Genomic DNA, 16,038 nt, shown 5'->3' on the forward strand with positions numbered 1-16,038 from the left:
CTATTATTCCCCCTTAGTCTTTTCACATAATTCATAAAGCACACCATATGATGATTTCGGATGCAAGAAGGCAACTTCTGCTCCCCCAGCACCTGGTTTTGGTTCATCTGAAAGTAGTTGAACGCCTTTTTCTTCCAATTCCTTCATTCTTGAACGAATATCCGTTACACCGAAAGCGATATGGTGAACCCCTTCACCGCGTTTTTCAATAAACTTCGCAATGGGACTTGTCTCCGTCATTGGTTCAAGCAATTCGATCTTGACATTATGTGCATCAATGAACGCCACTTTAACCCCTTGGCTAGCGACTTCTTCAATAGCGATGACTGTCAAACCGAGTGTTTCTATGTAATAGTTAATGGATTCATCTATACTTTTTACAGCAATCCCTATATGATCTACCTTGTTCATAGCACATTCCCCTTTTAATACGATTCTACTATCCGAACATATAACAGCCATTCTAGTTGTGAAAATCCTTATTTCTGTTAAAATAGAAACAAACCAATTCCAACGCGTAAGGAGCTTTGCTGCATGAGTAATAAAAAAATTCAAAAAACAATTGTTTACTTGATGATTGTCGCCATGATTGCATCTACCATGTTCATGGGTCTCAGCATGTTCTTCTAATTCTTAATGACAGTTCGCATATTTTCATATGCGAACTGTTTTTTATTGCCTTCTAGCTACATGCGCCAGTCTCTCGGATCGCTTCGGTCCTGATTCAAAAGGCAAGTTCGTCCTTTTGCTTCAGGCCCTACAGCGTCTGTCGAGACTAGACGGCGCATTTCGCTTTAGTTTCATCTAGCTGCATGCGCCAGTCTCTCGGATCGCTTCGGTCCTGATTCAAAAGGCAAGTTCGTCCTTTTGCTTCAGGCCCTACAGCGTCTGTCGAGACTAGACGGCGCATTTCGCTTTAGTTTGTTACAGCTCTTCGCAGTGCTCTTCAAATTGTTCCTGAAGATTTACAACGACAGACATTGGGTCATGTCCTTCGATTTCAAAACGTCCTACTTCACCGATTAGTTTGCCGTCTTTTAGCAAAGCGAATGATGGAGAAGATGGGATGTGGTCTTCACCGAAGTGCATACGTGCTTGTGCAGTTGCTTCTTTGTCTTGTCCAGCGAATACTGTTACCAAGTGGTCAGGACGCTTGTCATAATGTACTGCGTGCGCAGCTGCTGGGCGAGCAATTCCGCCAGCACATCCACAAACCGAGTTCACCATTACTAACGTCGTACCCGGCTGCTTGAATGCTTCCTCTACGTCCTCAGGTGTTTGCAATTGCTTGTAGCCGCTCGCTTCCATTTCGGATCTCGCTTGGTTTGTCATATCGTTCATGTAAAAATCAAAGTTCATAGTCATTTTACAGGATCTCCTCTCTTATACCGTATAATTGTGATAGCCTATTCAGTTCCGCTGTGACACTTCCCTGATAATTAATTGACTATCCTCTTCAATCATAGCATATCCCTACACGAATTAAGAAGAAAACAATCGGTCAATTGCTCCGGTTACCGTTAAATGTCCGTCTAACAATTCTTCCTCAAGTGCCTTCACCTGCGTTTTTCGTCCTTGCTCCGAGAAAAATGAATCAATCAAGTGGTCTCGGATCATCGCATGGAACCAATCGCGTGTCTGGTGCTGACGTCTCGTGTCCCAATGATTCTTTTCTTTCATTTCTTTTTCGAATTCTAAAACCGTTTCCCATACCGCTTCCAAGCCGGTATTTTCTATAGAAGAAACCGGTTGTACTTTCGACGTCCACTCGGGTGAAGCAGGTTGGAGCATGTGCATGATACGTGTATATTCGCGCACCGTTTTTTTGACGAGCGGCTTATTGGCACCATCATTCTTATGCACGACAATACCGTCCGTCAGCTCCATGATCCCCTTTTTCATTCCTTGCAGTTCGTCTCCGGCCCCAGTCAACACAAGTAATAAGAAATAATCGACCATCCCACGGACAATCGTTTCACCTTGGCCAACCCCAACCGTTTCAATCAAAATGACATCATAGCCCGCGGCTTCGCAAAGTAGCATCGTTTCGCGCGATTTCTTATGCACGCCACCAAGTGTTCCCGCTGACGGAGAAGGACGGATAAAAGCATTCTTATGCCGTGCCAACTCCTCCATACGAGTCTTGTCACCTAAGATACTTCCGCCGGTCAGTGTAGAACTTGGATCAATCGCAAGTACCGCCACTTTATGGCCCATATCTGCAAGCATTAGACCGAACGCTTCGATAAATGTACTCTTCCCTGCACCGGGCACGCCTGTAATCCCAATCCGGATACAGTTACCCGTTTTCGGCAGAAGGCTAGTCAACACTTCCTGACCGACCTTCTTATCGCTAGGCTTCGTACTTTCTAGCAATGTAATACCGCGTGCCAAATACAAACGAGAGCCATTTTCTATTTCTTGCTGCAATACATCTAAATTTTTATGAGATGGATCTTTCTTAACAAAGCGTTTACGTGAAGAGGCAACAAATCCATCATGTGTGGATTCTATTCCGCGCATCACATGCATTGCTGATTCATCTCGTCCGTTTTGTTTTTCTGTCAATCCGTCACTTCCTCATAGCCGAGCTGTCGGTAAATCTCCTCAATGACTTTTTGTGCTGCCACTGGAATGACTGTACCCGGACCAAAGATTGCGGCTGCACCATTCTTGCGCAAGAAATCGTAATCCTGTGCTGGAATAACGCCACCTACTACGACTAAAATATCTTCACGATTGATTTTCTTCAGTTCTTCACGCAATGTCGGTACCAATGTTTTATGACCTGCTGCAAGCGAACTCACACCGATGACGTGCACATCATTTTCCGCCGCCTGCAAAGCTGTTTCTTCAGGTGTCTGGAATAAAGGACCGATATCGACATCGAATCCTAAGTCAGCGAACGACGACGCGATCACTTTCGCACCGCGGTCATGTCCGTCTTGGCCCATTTTCGCAACCAAAATACGTGGACGACGTCCTTCATTTTCTAGGAATTCATCCGTCATATCTTTTACTTCCTGAATTTCTTCTTCATTTGAGAAGTTTGCGCTATATACACCACTCACTGAACGGATCACCGCCTTATGTCTGCCGGATACGGATTCAATCGCATCCGATATTTCACCGATAGTTGCACGCGCTCTTGCAGCGTCAACTGCCAGTGCAAGTAAGTTCCCTTCCCCGCTTTTAGCCGCTTCCGTGATGGCCGTAAGAGCGGCTTGAACTACTTTTTCATCACGCTTGTCCTTCATATCGTTAATGCGGTCAATTTGCTTCTGTCGTACCATCGTATTATCGATATCGAGAATATCAATCGCATCTTCCGTATCGAGACGATATTTATTCACACCGACAATTGTTTCCGCTTTTGAATCAATTTTCGCCTGGCGCTTCGCTGCAGCTTCTTCAATCTTCATTTTCGGTAATCCAGTTTCAATCGCTTCCGCCATGCCACCAAGCGACTCAATTTCACCGATTAATTCCCATGCTTTCTCCATTAACTCTTCCGTTAATTTCTCCACATAGTACGAACCGCCCCAAGGATCAATCACTTTCGTCATCATCGTCTCTTCTTGCAAGAACAACTGCGTGTTACGTGCAATACGAGCCGAGAAGTCTGTCGGTAATGCGATTGCTTCATCCAATGCGTTCGTGTGCAGTGACTGCGTGTGACCCATGGATGATGCGTTAGCTTCGACCAATGTACGTGTGACGTTGTTGTATGGGTCTTGCTCCGTCAAACTCCAGCCTGACGTTTGAGAGTGTGTACGCAATGCAAGTGTCTTCGGATTCTTCGGTTCAAATGACTGCATCATCTGTGCCCAAATTTTGCGTGCTGCTCTCATTTTCGCTATTTCCATATAGTAGTTCATGCCGATTGCCCAGAAGAATGACAAACGCGGTGCGAATGAATCGATATCAATACCCGCCTTCAAACCGGTACGAACATATTCCAAGCCGTCTGCAAGTGTATACGCAAGCTCGATATCCGCTGTCGCTCCTGCTTCTTGCATATGGTAACCGGAGATCGAAATCGAGTTAAATTTCGGCATATTTTCAGATGTGTACGAGAAAATATCCGCAATGATCCGCATCGACATAGCCGGTGGGAAGATATACGTATTCCGTACCATATACTCTTTTAAAATATCGTTCTGAATCGTACCAGATAATTTCTCAGGACTTACACCAGACTCTTCAGCCGCTACGATATAAAATGCCATGATCGGCAATACCGCGCCGTTCATTGTCATCGATACCGACATTTGATCGAGTGGAATACCTGCGAATAAAATCTTCATATCTTCAATAGAATCAATCGCAACTCCCGCTTTACCTACGTCACCTGTTACACGTGGATGATCGGAGTCATAGCCACGGTGCGTCGCAAGGTCAAACGCAACAGAAAGTCCTTTTTGCCCCATCGCCAAGTTCCGACGGTAAAATGCGTTACTTTCTTCCGCTGTAGAAAATCCAGCATACTGACGAACGGTCCAAGGACGCGCTACATACATCGTCGGATACGGTCCGCGTGTGTTCGGTGCGATACCCGGGAAGTCTTTCAAGTGCTCAGTGTTTTCAATGTCTTTTGCTGTATAGACAGGCGCTACATTGATTCCTTCATTCGTTAAAAAATTCTCTTTTGATAATGCTTGTTGTGAGAGTTCATTGAGTGATTGCTCTATATTCACTTTACGGAAATCAGGTTTACTCAACGGAACGGCCTCCTTTAGTTTGCGTAATAATAGTATTCAGCTTTTCGATTTTATCCTGTCCTGCAAAAATGAAACCATTCAGTCCATTGGCAAGCCACTGATCTGCTGTTTCTGATGGGTATTTACCCGCTGTGTCAATTGGACAATCCCCTTTATACGAAGCCAAGAAGTTTGTTACAACTTCTTCTGTATCAGCAGCCGATGCACAAATTACTGCATAATCCGGCTGTTGCTCTTCGATCCAACTGAGCGCTTGATCATTTGACTCGAAAGAAGGACTCCACGTCGCTTCGATGCCACCAACTGCCAAGAATCCACTGACAAAATCTGCACGTGGTTTATAATCTTTCAACGCACCAAAGTTGAGTAATACAGTTTTCGGCAACTCCTCTTTTTGCTTAGAACGAATATGTTCAAAAGGCTCTGCCAATCGTTTCGATACCGTCACAGTAGATTCATTCGCATAATTCACATCCGTCAATTCCGCATAGACATTCGTACCGATCAACGTCTTCTTGCCCGTCGCCATTTCTTTCTGGCGCTGCGCATAAAGCTTGCTTAATTCACCAGACTGCAAGAAGGCCTGACAGCCACCATTTTCTTCAATCTCTAGGAACTTCGCCCATGATTTACGAATTAATTCAGTCGTCAACGATTCGATAAAGTATGAACCGCCTGCAGGATCAAGAACTTGATCAATATGCGTTTCTTCCTTCAGAATCAATTGAATATTTCGTGCGTAACGATTTGAGCTTGGCGACGTACCCGTCAATACATCATGCGGTAATACAGTCAGCCAATCCGCTCCACCTAAAATGGCTGCGAATGCCGCGTTGCCGCCACGTAATAAGTTTACATATGGATCAAGTTTTGAATATGAACGCAATGAAGTAATCCCTAGTAAAGGTACTTGCTTCGCGTTCTCTACGCCGTAGGCTTCATTGAATAGTTTCCACAACACGCGGAACGCACGGAATTTCGCGATTTCCATGAAGAAGTGTGTGTCAGATGCAAATCGTGCATAAAAGCCGTTTGCAAATTCTTCAAATGAAGAAGCGTCTTCCGCAAGTTCAGCTGCAATTGAAAGGGATAGCGCAAGTTCTGTTATGGCATCTGCCCCTTCATGATGCGCTGTCCATAAATCAGCACCCTTTGTGCGGACTCCTGGGAATCCTTCAGGTACTACCGGAACCGGACCGATGCAAATTCCTGTAACGTCTTTACGCTTCGCTTCTTCAATATACGTGAAAGCTTGTAATATCGGATCATCGCTCTGCACTTCAGTGAATACTATTGGATATTGCGTAATCAGTTCAGCCACTTGCTTGACGTCCTGTTCCACCCAAACTAAAGGCTTCAGGCCGTTGTAAGCGATTGCTTCATTGCCCCGTGCCAAAGATTCTTTCATCTGCTCTACAAACTGTTGACCGTTCGCTGCGCTAACAGGTTGTGCGACCGTCCAGCCGAATGCAGGTTTCGTGACACGTGAAACTTCCAACTGGTCCAAGTCTTCTTTCGTGTAAAGTGGATTGAGTTCAATGCCCTCAATCGTTTTCGTGTATAACGAATCAAAAGGCTTTCCTTTAAGTGATAAAACAGCCGCTTCTTTCCATTCAGTAAAATTGGGGGCTGTGAAAGTAAATGTTTTCATGTTATGTATAGGCATAATGGTGCTCCTTCCCCTTTTAAAAACCATTAATAGTTATAGTGTACCGTAGAGTACGTTATGAAGAAAGGGGAAAATCAGAAGTTTCCGTCTAATTTTATTATAATCATACAAATTGATGACTTTTTATGCGTTAACTATTGAATTAATTTAGTTTATGCGGTAGACCAAGGTGGCGTGGATCATTTAGTAGGTGGGATAGGAAAAACTAGTGAATACCATTTCGTTTGCGCTCATTAATTCGTGTAAGCGATCATACTTCCCCTGTAATCGCTCTTAACTTCCAACAAGCGCTCATACTTCATCCGTATCCGCTCTATATTCATCCCTAAGCACTCATAAATATTGGCTAGCCGCTCATTACGCCATTATTAACTCATTTGAACTTAGTCCACGTACAAACACAGAAAAATTCACAAACTACTACCAGTTAATGAGCTACATCCATCCACAATATGTTTCAATCCTAAACCCTCTCTCTTTATAAAAACCAAAAAGCAACCTCCAAAACCAAGTTTGGAGGTCGCCGAATCTTAATATAAAGAAGTCTTATCTTTAGCCATACTTTCCAACAACTCTTTCACACGTGCAAGGAAACGTCCACAAACGAGTCCGTCAAGCACACGGTGATCCAGTGATAGGCAAAGGTTGACCATATCACGTGCAGCCATCATGCCATTGTCCATAATAACTGGACGCTTGACGATCGACTCCACCTGCAAAATAGCAGCCTGCGGATAATTGATGATCCCCATTGACTGAATGGAACCAAATGAGCCCGTATTGTTGACAGTGAACGTACCACCTTGCATTTCTGTCGATTTGAGCTTGCCGTTACGTACTTTCCCTGCCAACTCATGAATTTCGCGACCAATACCTTTGATCGTCTTTTCATCTGTTTCTTTGATGACTGGGACGTATAGAGCATCGTCCGTCGCTACTGCAATCGAGATGTTGATGTCTTTTTTCATGACGATCGTATCGCCCGCCCACATCGAATTCATTTCCGGATATTCCTTCAAAGCTTGTGAAATCGCTTTGATAAAGAAGGCGAAGTATGTCAAATTGAATCCTTCTTTTTCTCTGAATTCTTTTTTCACACTATCACGCAATAACACGAGTTCTGTTACATCCACTTCTATCATCATCCATGCGTGCGGCGCCTCGGTTACAGAACGCACCATATTGCTCGCAATTGCGCGACGTACACTCGTTACCGGAATTTCGATATCCCCGTTTTCGAGTTTCACATTCGACGAGGCAGCTTGTTTAGGAGCCGACTGCTGATCCGAAGACGCCACTTGTTGTTGGGACTCTTCTTGAACAGCAACTTCTTGTGGCGCTTGTTGCGACTGTGCTCCGCCACTTTCAATGAATGCTTGAATGTCTTTACGTGTAATACGTCCTTCGCGTCCTGTGCCGCTTACTTGTGCCAAGTCTATGCCGTTTTCCTGAGATAGCTTCAACACAGCTGGAGAATATCTTCCTGCTGCCTTGCCACCCGTTGCAGGTTGTGGCTTTGCTTTAGGCGCGTCCTGTACTTCTTTCATAGCAGGCTTTTTTGCGGGTGTTTCAGGTTTAAGTGCTGAAACTTGTACTGGCTGTTGTGCGTCGCCTTCAATTTCAATCAAACAAACCGTTTCGCCCACTTCGACCGTATCGCCTTCTTTTGCGATGATTTCTTTGATCGTTCCTGAGAATGAAGAAGGAACTTCCGCTGTTACTTTATCAGTCGTCACTTCCGCAAGCGAATCATATTTCGCTACCGTATCTCCGGGAGCGACGAGCCATTTTTCGATAGTTCCTTCTGTTACACTTTCACCCAGTTTCGGCATAGTGATTTTTTCAATGCCCATTTCTTTACGCCTCCTTAGTTAAAATTCCGCTAAATCCCTTGCTGCCTTTTCGACCTTTTCAGGATTCATCATAAAGAACTTTTCCATAGAAGGGGCATATGGCATCGCAGGTACATCGGGGCCTGCTAATCGTTTGATTGGCGCATCCAATTCAAATAAACAATTTTCTGCAATGATAGCCGAAACTTCACTCATGATGCTGCCTTCTAGGTTATCTTCTGTTACTAATAGAACTTTGCCTGTTTTCGAAGCCGCTTCAATGATCGCTTCTTTATCTAACGGGTACACTGTACGTAAATCCAGTATATGGACAGAAATATCATCTTCTGCTAAACGTTCTGCAGCTTGAAGTGCGAAATGCACGCACAAGCCATACGTGATAATCGTTAGATCTTCTCCTTCACGCTTTACATCTGCTTTCCCGATCGGCAATACATAATCATCATCTGGAACTTCCCCTTTGATTAACCGATACGCTCGCTTATGCTCGAAGAATAGCACGGGATCTTCATCGCGCACTGCCGCTTTTAGCAAACCTTTCGCATCGTAAGGAGTAGATGGAATGACAATTTTCAAACCAGGTGTCGAAGCAAACATCGATTCCACTGACTGTGAATGATATAAAGCTCCGTGAACGCCACCACCAAAAGGAGCGCGAATGACGATTGGACAAGAGAAATCATTATTCGAACGATAACGAATTTTCGCCGCTTCTGAGACGATCTGATTCACCGCAGGCATAATAAAATCAGCAAACTGCATTTCAGCAATCGGACGCATACCATACATCGCAGCACCAATCGCCACACCCGCAATAGCAGACTCAGCTAATGGTGTATCTAGCGAACGGTATTCACCAAACTGATCGTATAGACCAGTTGTTGCTTTAAACACGCCGCCTTTACGGCCGACATCTTCTCCAAGTACGAATACTTGGTCGTCACGTTCCATTTCTTCTTTCATTGCCAGGTTGATCGCATCTATAAATGAACGAACGGCCATTATGCTTCGCCTCCCTTTTCTTCATAGACATAGCGCAGTGCATGTTCTGGCTTTGCATATTCGGCAAGCTCCGCATACTCTGTCGCTTCATCGACCTGCAGTTTCACTCGCTCTTCAATTTCTTCATACTTTTCATCCGTCAAGACGTTGACTTCTTTCAGATAATGAATGAATGACAATAACGGATCTTGTTTTCTTTCGTCCTCAAGCTCTTCTGCATCACGATATTGACGTTGATCATCATCCGATGAGTGTGCAGTCAGTCGATAACATACCGCTTCGACTAATGTCGGACCTTCTCCGTTTCTAGCACGGTCTGCCGCTTTTTTCACCACTTCATACACTGTCAGCGGATCTCTTCCGTCAACTGTGTAGCCTGGCATACCATAACCGATTGCACGATCAGAGACATTCTCACATGCCATTTGTTTCTCAAGAGGTACGGAGATTGCATATTTATTATTTTCCACCATAATCACTGTCGGTAATTTATGCACACCGGCAAAGTTCATGCCCTCATGGAAGTCTCCCTGATTGGAAGAACCTTCACCAAGAGTTACGAACGTGATGAAATCCTCTTTATTCATTTTAGCGGCGAGTGCAACACCGACAGCATGCGGTAATTGCGTTGTAACAGGTGAAGACCCTGTCAAAATACGATTTTTGCGCTGGCCAAAGTGACCTGGCATCTGCCGTCCACCGGAGTTCGGATCTTCCGCCTTGGCGAAAGCCGATAACATCAAATCTTTCGGCGTCATGCCGAAATGTAAGACAACTCCCATATCACGGTAATACGGTGCAATCCAGTCCTTTTCGTTATTCAGAGCGAATGAAGCTCCTACCTGCGCCGCCTCCTGTCCTTGACAAGAAATGACGAACGGGATTTTCCCTGCGCGGTTTAGCAACCACATTCTCTCGTCTAAACGACGTGCCATCAACATCGTCTCGTACATTTGCAACACATCTTCATCTGTCAAACCCAATTCAATATGCCGATTACTCATTCCACTTCCTCCTTTACATGTGAATGGCTAGCCCATCAACCGCTAATGCCGCTTCACTGAACGCTTCAGATAATGTTGGGTGAGGATGAATTGCCGAGGATATTTCCCAAGGAATTGCATTCATCACCATCGCCAAGCCCGCTTCAGAAATTAGATCCGTTACGTGCGAACCCATCATATGGACGCCGATAATATCATCCGTCTGCTGATCAACAATGATTTTCACGAATCCATCTGCATGACCGTTAACCAATGCTTTACCGTTTGCCTTGAACGGGAACTTGCCGATCTTCACATCAAACCCACGATCTTTCGCTTGTTGCTCTGTCACGCCGACTGCCGCAGTTTCCGGGTAGGAGTAGACACAACGTGGTACTAGATCGTAATCAATCGAATCCACCTGTTTTCCTGCTATATGTTCGATCGCATGCAATCCTTCATGTTCCGCCACATGCGCCAATTGAAGGCCACCAATCACGTCACCGATTGCATAAATATGATCATCTTTAGTTTGATAATGATTGTTCGTTTGAATCGAGCCCTTTTCGACTTGGATATCGGTGTTTTGTAAACCGATATCATCGATCACTGGAGCACGCCCTACAGACACTAGCATTTTCTCGCTCGTGATAGATTGTTCATCATTACCTAGCTTATAAGAAATTGTGACTTCACTGTCGTTTTTCTGCAACGACTCCGTCAGAATTTCAGCACCTAAGATGAACTTCACACCGCGCTTTTCGAGCGCTTTATGCATCGCGACAGCTACGTCACGATCTTCCGTTGCCAATATCTGATCCAGACGATCCATGACTGTTACATCGACACCAAAATCTACTAGCATAGAAGCCCACTCGATGCCGATCACACCGCCACCGATAATCGTTATAGAAGATGGAAGCGCATTCATTAATAGAGCTCCGTCGGATGTCATTACAGACTTTTCATCTACTTCGAGTCCAGGTAATGATCTTGGTTTTGATCCAGTAGCAATCACGAGATTTTTCAGAATCAATATTTCATTTTCATTACCGTTATCCATTTCCACGGAAATAGTTCCAGGCATCGGGGAGAATATGGAAGCTCCTAGTATCCTACCTGTCCCATGATAGACATCGATTTTACCTTTTTTCATCAATCCTTCTATGCCCGCATGCAATTGATCGACGATCTTACCTTTACGTTTTTGTACTTGTGAGAAATCCAATGAGACATCTCCCGTATTCACGCCAAATTCATTCGCTTCTTGACGTGTTACGCGATAGACTTCCGCACTTTTTAACATCGCTTTACTCGGGATACACCCGCTATGCAAACACGTACCGCCAAGTTTGGATTTTTCTACAATGGCTGTTGTTAAACCTAATTGAGCCGCGCGAATGGCTGCAACATAGCCGCCCGTTCCGCCACCTAATATCACTACGTCATATTCTTTACTCAACGTAAAGGACTCCCTTCGCTTACAGTATTCAAATAAATGTAGACAGGCGAGTGTAGCGGTGGACAGGTGCACCCTGCCTACCGCTATGACTCATCTACTAAATTATTTATTTGATATAATACTTTTTTCGTTGCGCAAGAATGTCGTTCTCGTTGCGCCAACTCTTGCAATACGTTCTTCTGCCAAACGATCAGCAGCCTGGTAGGATGGAATACCGTCTCGCTTTGAGATAGCAAATATCTTTAGGATCGTATCGTAAATACCTTCTACGCGCTTTAGTGCACGCTCTTTATTGTATCCAATCAATTCGTCGGCCACATTGATTACTCCGCCTGAGTTGATTACGTAGTCTGGAGCGTAAACAATTCCCATTTCATGCAAGCGATCACCGTGTTCTGGTTCCTTCAATTGGTTATTAGCAGAACCTGCAACAACTTTCACTTTCAGTTGTGGAATCGTTTCGTCATTGATTACCGCACCGAGAGCACATGGAGCGAAGATGTCCGCTTCTTGTGAGTAAATCGCGTCCGTCGCAACCGCTGTTGCTCCGAATGCCTCTACCGCACGCTGGACTGCTGCTTCATTGATATCCGTGACAATCAATTTTGCGCCTTCTTCATGCAAGTACTCGCAAAGTGTGTACGCAACATTTCCAACACCTTGAACCGCAATGGTTTTACCTTCAAGTGAATCATCGCCAAATGCTTCTTTCGCAGCGGCTTTCATTCCTTTGTAGATACCTAGTGCAGTAACCGGGGAAGGGTTTCCTGACGTGCCTTCTCCTGAAGAGATACCTGTAACAAAATTTGTTTCCAAATGGATTAAGTCCATATCGTATTCAGTAGTCCCAACGTCTTCCGCTGTTATATAGCGTCCGTTCAGCCCCTCTATGTAACGACCCAATGCGCGGAACAGTTCATCGTTCTTATCCGTTTTCGGATCTCCGATTATGACTGTCTTTCCGCCACCGAGATTCAAACCTGCTGCAGCGTTCTTGTATGTCATGCCTTTAGCCAGTCGCAATGCATCTTCAATCGCATTTTCCTCGCTAGCATACGTCCACATGCGCGCGCCACCAAGTGCCGGTCCAAGTGTCGTGTCGTGAATAGCAATAACCGCTTTCAATCCCGATGTCTTGTCATAACAAAGCACCAGTTGCTCATAGTCGTGATCTTCCATGTACGTAAACAATTCCATAAGTATCCCTCCAGGCTAGTAAAAGATTATAAAGATTCATGCGTATGGTACTGATTCTAAATTTCCTACGAAGAAAATGCAAATCTGACACATTTTGGCCATTAATTCCGCAAGAGTTTTGTAAACAATCTACCTATATCGTACATGATGGCAGAGTCCTTGACAATCCATGACCACACGGTAAAATTAAATAGGTGAGGGGTTGAATGATATGGTACGTCTTGTTGCGTTTATTGTACTGTTGATTCCAGGGATTGCAGCGGCTCTCGGAATAAAATTAATGCGAGATTCATTGTTCGGACATCTATTTCCGCCATTCCCATTCATTTGGATGCAATTTTTAGGCGGTTTCATACTATTCGCTGGAGGTCTTGGATTCTTTGCAGGCTTTTTATTACGCCGAGACCGCAGATCTGGACGAGCAGCTGACAGATTTAAAAAAGACTTAAAATAAAAGGGCCAAGGTGCATTACCTTGATCCTTTTATTTTTTTGCGTACACGCTTCGGATAATCTGTAATCCAGCCTGTCACTTCAGGTGTATTGGATATAAATGATTCCGCACCCGTTACCCCGTACATTCGTAATATCTTACCACTTTCAAGCAGATGACTCTTATACGGATCTTTCCATAATCGCTTATGAAAATGAAATGCATCGACATCATACGAATTAAGATTCTGCCAGTCTACTGATTTTTTTCTAAGCAATAAAGCCGTTTCCATGTCAGGATCCAGCGCTCTTACAAGACGCACCGTCTCATAATCGAATGAAGAGAGATGTACGTCTGTTAATGGTTCTACGTAATGCAAGATTTGCTCAAGTACAGCCGCTTGACCATACACCGTTTCCTTTAATTCGACATTAAGCGCCAAATTATGTTCAGAACAGAAAGTAACTACATCAAATAATAGAGGGATGGGATGGCCAAACATTCGCCTGTATCTGCCTTTCCCTATTTTTATTTCCTGCAGTTCCTGTGACGTCAATTGATCAATGCGCTGATCAATTCCAGCGAGGCGCAGTAATTCATTGTCGTGAATGACAACCAATTGTCCGTCGCTCGATTGTTGCACATCCAATTCGATTCCATCCGCACCTTTTTGTACAGCCCCTAAAAAAGCCCGCATCGTATTTTCAAAATAATTTCCAGATGCGCCACGATGTGCAAATATTTTACTGTCAGACATTTAATACTCCTTCGCTCGTTATTTCGAAAACACCTTTTGTTATACGACTCAACATGCTACTTTTACTGCCTATAACGATTTGGACACCAGGATGTGCTTCACGCGTGATGTCAATTTTAGGCGTACTAGCCACTTGCACAAGTTGCAGCTTATTTTTGATTGTCTGATCGAGTGATACAATTTCTTGCTGCTTTGCCTGCAATGTCTTTTCTAACATATCCAACTGAGTAGCAGGAAGATTCGCTTTAACACTCGCCATTTTATCGAGCGTCATCTCAAGTTTTTTCAGTTCTGCATGCTCCGCTTTGAGTTTTTCTGCAAGTCGTTGAATTTCTTCGAGCTCCATTTCTTTATTGACTCCTTTGACGATAAGTTTCGTCAAACGCTCATGGCTATTGCCGACCGACGCACATTCGATGGAAAACATTGCTTCTGCAACACCACCAATGATCCGACCTTTATGTTTATCAATAAAAATATGATCGCCGTATAATTCAGATCCAAGTGAATAGAGACCGATGTTCACTCGTTCCCCGTAGATCTTGCAGTTATTCGCATGCTTGACGAAGACGTTTTTCTTCGCCTTAATAATAGTTTCTCCTCCACCAAAGACACCGCCTTTAATATAGACGTCGCCATCTTCAGAGTAGATTTCCTTCGCGTTTGTAACGCCTTCTTTTCCTTCGATAGAAATATCCCCTGTCGCATTGACTGAGAAGCCAGCCGAAACCGTTCCCATTACACGCACGGAACCATCAAATGTAATCGATCCAGTTTTTGTACCCACATCATCCGGAATGATCAATTGCTTTCCTACACTGATTGCCCCATTCAGTTCTTCGAGTGCGCCGCCATGCAAGGCGCGTAAGATGATTTTGCCATCTTCCTCAAACTCCCCGACAGATTTCCGATCATAAACTAGTTTAATGTCCTCGCCTTTTTTCGCCGCTATCGGTTCACCAAAGACGTTATAGCCTTCAAATCCTTCTTGAGCAGGCGTCTTTTCACCCAGCCAATCATCTTTCACAATTGGCGTTACGAAATTCAACTCATAGTGATCAACTGAGCCATCATCGCGAAGAATGGGTTTACGATCCGGCATCTCAATATACTCGACCTGTGCACCTTCTCCTTGGACGGGTTCTTTGCCTACCGCAATAATGATCGGATTACTTGGAAGGTACGCTAAGCTAAACAGACTTTCTTTGTCGTAGTGCACGTCTCTTTGGTCCAGCATGTCTTCTGCCTGTTTCAGGAACTGCTCTTTATTTGCAAGAAACTCTTCGTTTGTTGCATGAATATACAATTCTACCTTCATTTTACTAGGTGATATATATACTTCACAAGGAGCGGAGTACGACCCAATATCATGTTGACCTACCGTTTGCAGAGCTTTCATCAGCTCCTTGAATGAATTCAGTTTCAATCTAGGAATATCAGAAGCCAGTGCGTCAAATGACTTAAGCGGATATCCTACTTTTTTAGTGTTCATGATAATTTTATTGTTTTCTTCTAGAAGTTCAAAATATTCATTTTCAACTAACAACGAAATCCCTCCCTCTTTATTTACTAGTATAGAAGATTGCAACGCACTAGAGGTAGCTCTTTTTGTGGTAACACCGCGTAAATAAGCATTTTCTCACAGGGTTCTCCGATTTTCTTATGCTACGAAATAAATACTGACTTTATCCCTACAATTTGTCTACTGCATAGTTTATGCATAAAACACAGCTGATTTTGTATGGAGGTATGAGTCGCAGAACGTTCGTGAAATTTTAGTTAACTATAAATTATTTTCAAAATCAAGCGAGGTCATTATGCGTAATGAGCGGCTAGATAAACTTTATGAGCGCTTAAACGTCAGTATAGAGCGGGTACGAATGAAGTATAAGCACTTTACAGAAGTTAAGAGCAGTTGCAGAGAAAGTATGATCACTTACACGAATTAATGAGCGCAAACGA

At 44.0% G+C, this 16,038-nt stretch carries 14 protein-coding genes; 2 read left to right on the forward strand and 12 right to left on the reverse strand.

The genetic code is table 11. The features are described 5' to 3' along the window. Nucleotides 1–3: 3 nt before the first annotated feature. Nucleotides 4–411, reverse strand: a complete 408-nt coding sequence (gene mce, locus CSV64_RS02770; RefSeq protein ID WP_099633523.1) for a methylmalonyl-CoA epimerase — start codon at nt 409–411, stop codon at nt 4–6. Nucleotides 412–534: 123 nt separating this feature from the next. Between mce and prli42 the strand changes: the two genes are divergently transcribed. After that, nucleotides 535–630 (forward strand): stressosome-associated protein Prli42, encoded by a 96-nt coding sequence (prli42, locus tag CSV64_RS16580; RefSeq protein WP_157129905.1) that lies wholly within the window; start codon nt 535–537, stop codon nt 628–630. Nucleotides 631–924: 294 nt separating this feature from the next. On the opposite strand, the gene CSV64_RS02775 is transcribed toward prli42, so the two are convergent. From CSV64_RS02775 to CSV64_RS02815, 9 genes are all read right to left on the reverse strand, one after another. Continuing rightward, nucleotides 925–1,365: a BrxA/BrxB family bacilliredoxin gene (locus CSV64_RS02775; protein WP_099633524.1), complete on the reverse strand. Its 441-nt coding sequence runs from the start codon at nt 1,363–1,365 to the stop codon at nt 925–927. 117 nt (nt 1,366–1,482) lie between these two features. After that, on the reverse strand, nt 1,483–2,532 hold the full coding sequence (gene meaB, locus CSV64_RS02780) for a methylmalonyl Co-A mutase-associated GTPase MeaB (RefSeq protein ID WP_099633607.1): 1,050 nt from the start codon (nt 2,530–2,532) through the stop codon (nt 1,483–1,485). A gap of 32 nt (nt 2,533–2,564) precedes the next feature. Then, entirely contained in the window at nt 2,565–4,721 is a 2,157-nt protein-coding gene (scpA, locus tag CSV64_RS02785; protein ID WP_099633525.1) for a methylmalonyl-CoA mutase, read from the reverse strand. Beyond that, nucleotides 4,714–6,387 (reverse strand): methylmalonyl-CoA mutase family protein, encoded by a 1,674-nt coding sequence (locus CSV64_RS02790; RefSeq protein WP_158233000.1) that lies wholly within the window; start codon nt 6,385–6,387, stop codon nt 4,714–4,716. Before CSV64_RS02790 ends, scpA begins: the two co-directional genes overlap by 8 nt. 533 nt (nt 6,388–6,920) lie before the next feature. Next, complete coding sequence (locus tag CSV64_RS02795) at nt 6,921–8,243, reverse strand: dihydrolipoamide acetyltransferase family protein (protein ID WP_099633527.1); 1,323 nt, start codon at nt 8,241–8,243, stop codon at nt 6,921–6,923. 18 nt (nt 8,244–8,261) lie between these two features. After that, the gene (locus tag CSV64_RS02800; protein WP_099633528.1) at nt 8,262–9,245 is read right to left on the reverse strand and encodes an alpha-ketoacid dehydrogenase subunit beta; all 984 of its coding nucleotides are present in this window, start codon (nt 9,243–9,245) and stop codon (nt 8,262–8,264) included. Next, a complete protein-coding gene (locus CSV64_RS02805; RefSeq protein ID WP_099633529.1) occupies nt 9,245–10,249 on the reverse strand; it encodes a thiamine pyrophosphate-dependent dehydrogenase E1 component subunit alpha in 1,005 nt (334 codons plus the stop codon). The genes CSV64_RS02800 and CSV64_RS02805 overlap by 1 nt, the downstream gene beginning before the upstream one ends. A gap of 13 nt (nt 10,250–10,262) precedes the next feature. After that, nucleotides 10,263–11,690: a dihydrolipoyl dehydrogenase gene (gene lpdA, locus CSV64_RS02810; RefSeq protein ID WP_099633530.1), complete on the reverse strand. Its 1,428-nt coding sequence runs from the start codon at nt 11,688–11,690 to the stop codon at nt 10,263–10,265. Between the two features lie 102 nt (nt 11,691–11,792). Continuing rightward, entirely contained in the window at nt 11,793–12,887 is a 1,095-nt protein-coding gene (locus CSV64_RS02815) for a Leu/Phe/Val dehydrogenase (protein WP_099633531.1), read from the reverse strand. Nucleotides 12,888–13,098: 211 nt separating this feature from the next. On the opposite strand from CSV64_RS02815, the gene CSV64_RS02820 reads away from it, so the two are divergent. Continuing rightward, nucleotides 13,099–13,341, forward strand: a complete 243-nt coding sequence (locus CSV64_RS02820) for a DUF2627 domain-containing protein (RefSeq protein ID WP_099633532.1) — start codon at nt 13,099–13,101, stop codon at nt 13,339–13,341. Nucleotides 13,342–13,356: 15 nt separating this feature from the next. On the opposite strand, the gene CSV64_RS02825 is transcribed toward CSV64_RS02820, so the two are convergent. Together CSV64_RS02825 and CSV64_RS02830 are read right to left on the reverse strand one after the other, a co-directional pair. After that, on the reverse strand, nt 13,357–14,076 hold the full coding sequence (locus CSV64_RS02825) for a glycerophosphodiester phosphodiesterase (protein WP_099633533.1): 720 nt from the start codon (nt 14,074–14,076) through the stop codon (nt 13,357–13,359). Continuing rightward, nucleotides 14,069–15,622 carry a flagellar assembly protein A gene (locus CSV64_RS02830; protein ID WP_099633534.1) on the reverse strand — a complete coding sequence of 518 codons (1,554 nt, stop codon included), beginning with the start codon at nt 15,620–15,622 and terminating at the stop codon, nt 14,069–14,071. Before CSV64_RS02830 ends, CSV64_RS02825 begins: the two co-directional genes overlap by 8 nt. Nucleotides 15,623–16,038 lie beyond the last annotated feature (416 nt).

This window comes from Sporosarcina sp. P32b (assembly GCF_002743335.1).
In the GTDB taxonomy this organism is placed as follows: Bacteria; Bacillota; Bacilli; order Bacillales_A; family Planococcaceae; genus Sporosarcina.

Coding starts and splice junctions, on each gene's coding strand:
- prli42 (WP_157129905.1), top strand. CDS start 535: ATGAGTAATAAAAAAATTCAAAAAACAATTGTTTACTTGATGATTGTC.
- CSV64_RS02800 (WP_099633528.1), bottom strand. CDS start 9,245: ATGGCCGTTCGTTCATTTATAGATGCGATCAACCTGGCAATGAAAGAA.
- CSV64_RS02795 (WP_099633527.1), bottom strand. CDS start 8,243: ATGGGCATTGAAAAAATCACTATGCCGAAACTGGGTGAAAGTGTAACA.
- CSV64_RS02790 (WP_158233000.1), bottom strand. CDS start 6,387: ATGCCTATACATAACATGAAAACATTTACTTTCACAGCCCCCAATTTT.
- CSV64_RS02775 (WP_099633524.1), bottom strand. CDS start 1,365: ATGACTATGAACTTTGATTTTTACATGAACGATATGACAAACCAAGCG.
- CSV64_RS02820 (WP_099633532.1), top strand. CDS start 13,099: ATGGTACGTCTTGTTGCGTTTATTGTACTGTTGATTCCAGGGATTGCA.
- CSV64_RS02805 (WP_099633529.1), bottom strand. CDS start 10,249: ATGAGTAATCGGCATATTGAATTGGGTTTGACAGATGAAGATGTGTTG.
- mce (WP_099633523.1), bottom strand. CDS start 411: ATGAACAAGGTAGATCATATAGGGATTGCTGTAAAAAGTATAGATGAA.
- CSV64_RS02825 (WP_099633533.1), bottom strand. CDS start 14,076: ATGTCTGACAGTAAAATATTTGCACATCGTGGCGCATCTGGAAATTAT.
- meaB (WP_099633607.1), bottom strand. CDS start 2,532: ATGCATGTGATGCGCGGAATAGAATCCACACATGATGGATTTGTTGCC.
- CSV64_RS02815 (WP_099633531.1), bottom strand. CDS start 12,887: ATGGAATTGTTTACGTACATGGAAGATCACGACTATGAGCAACTGGTG.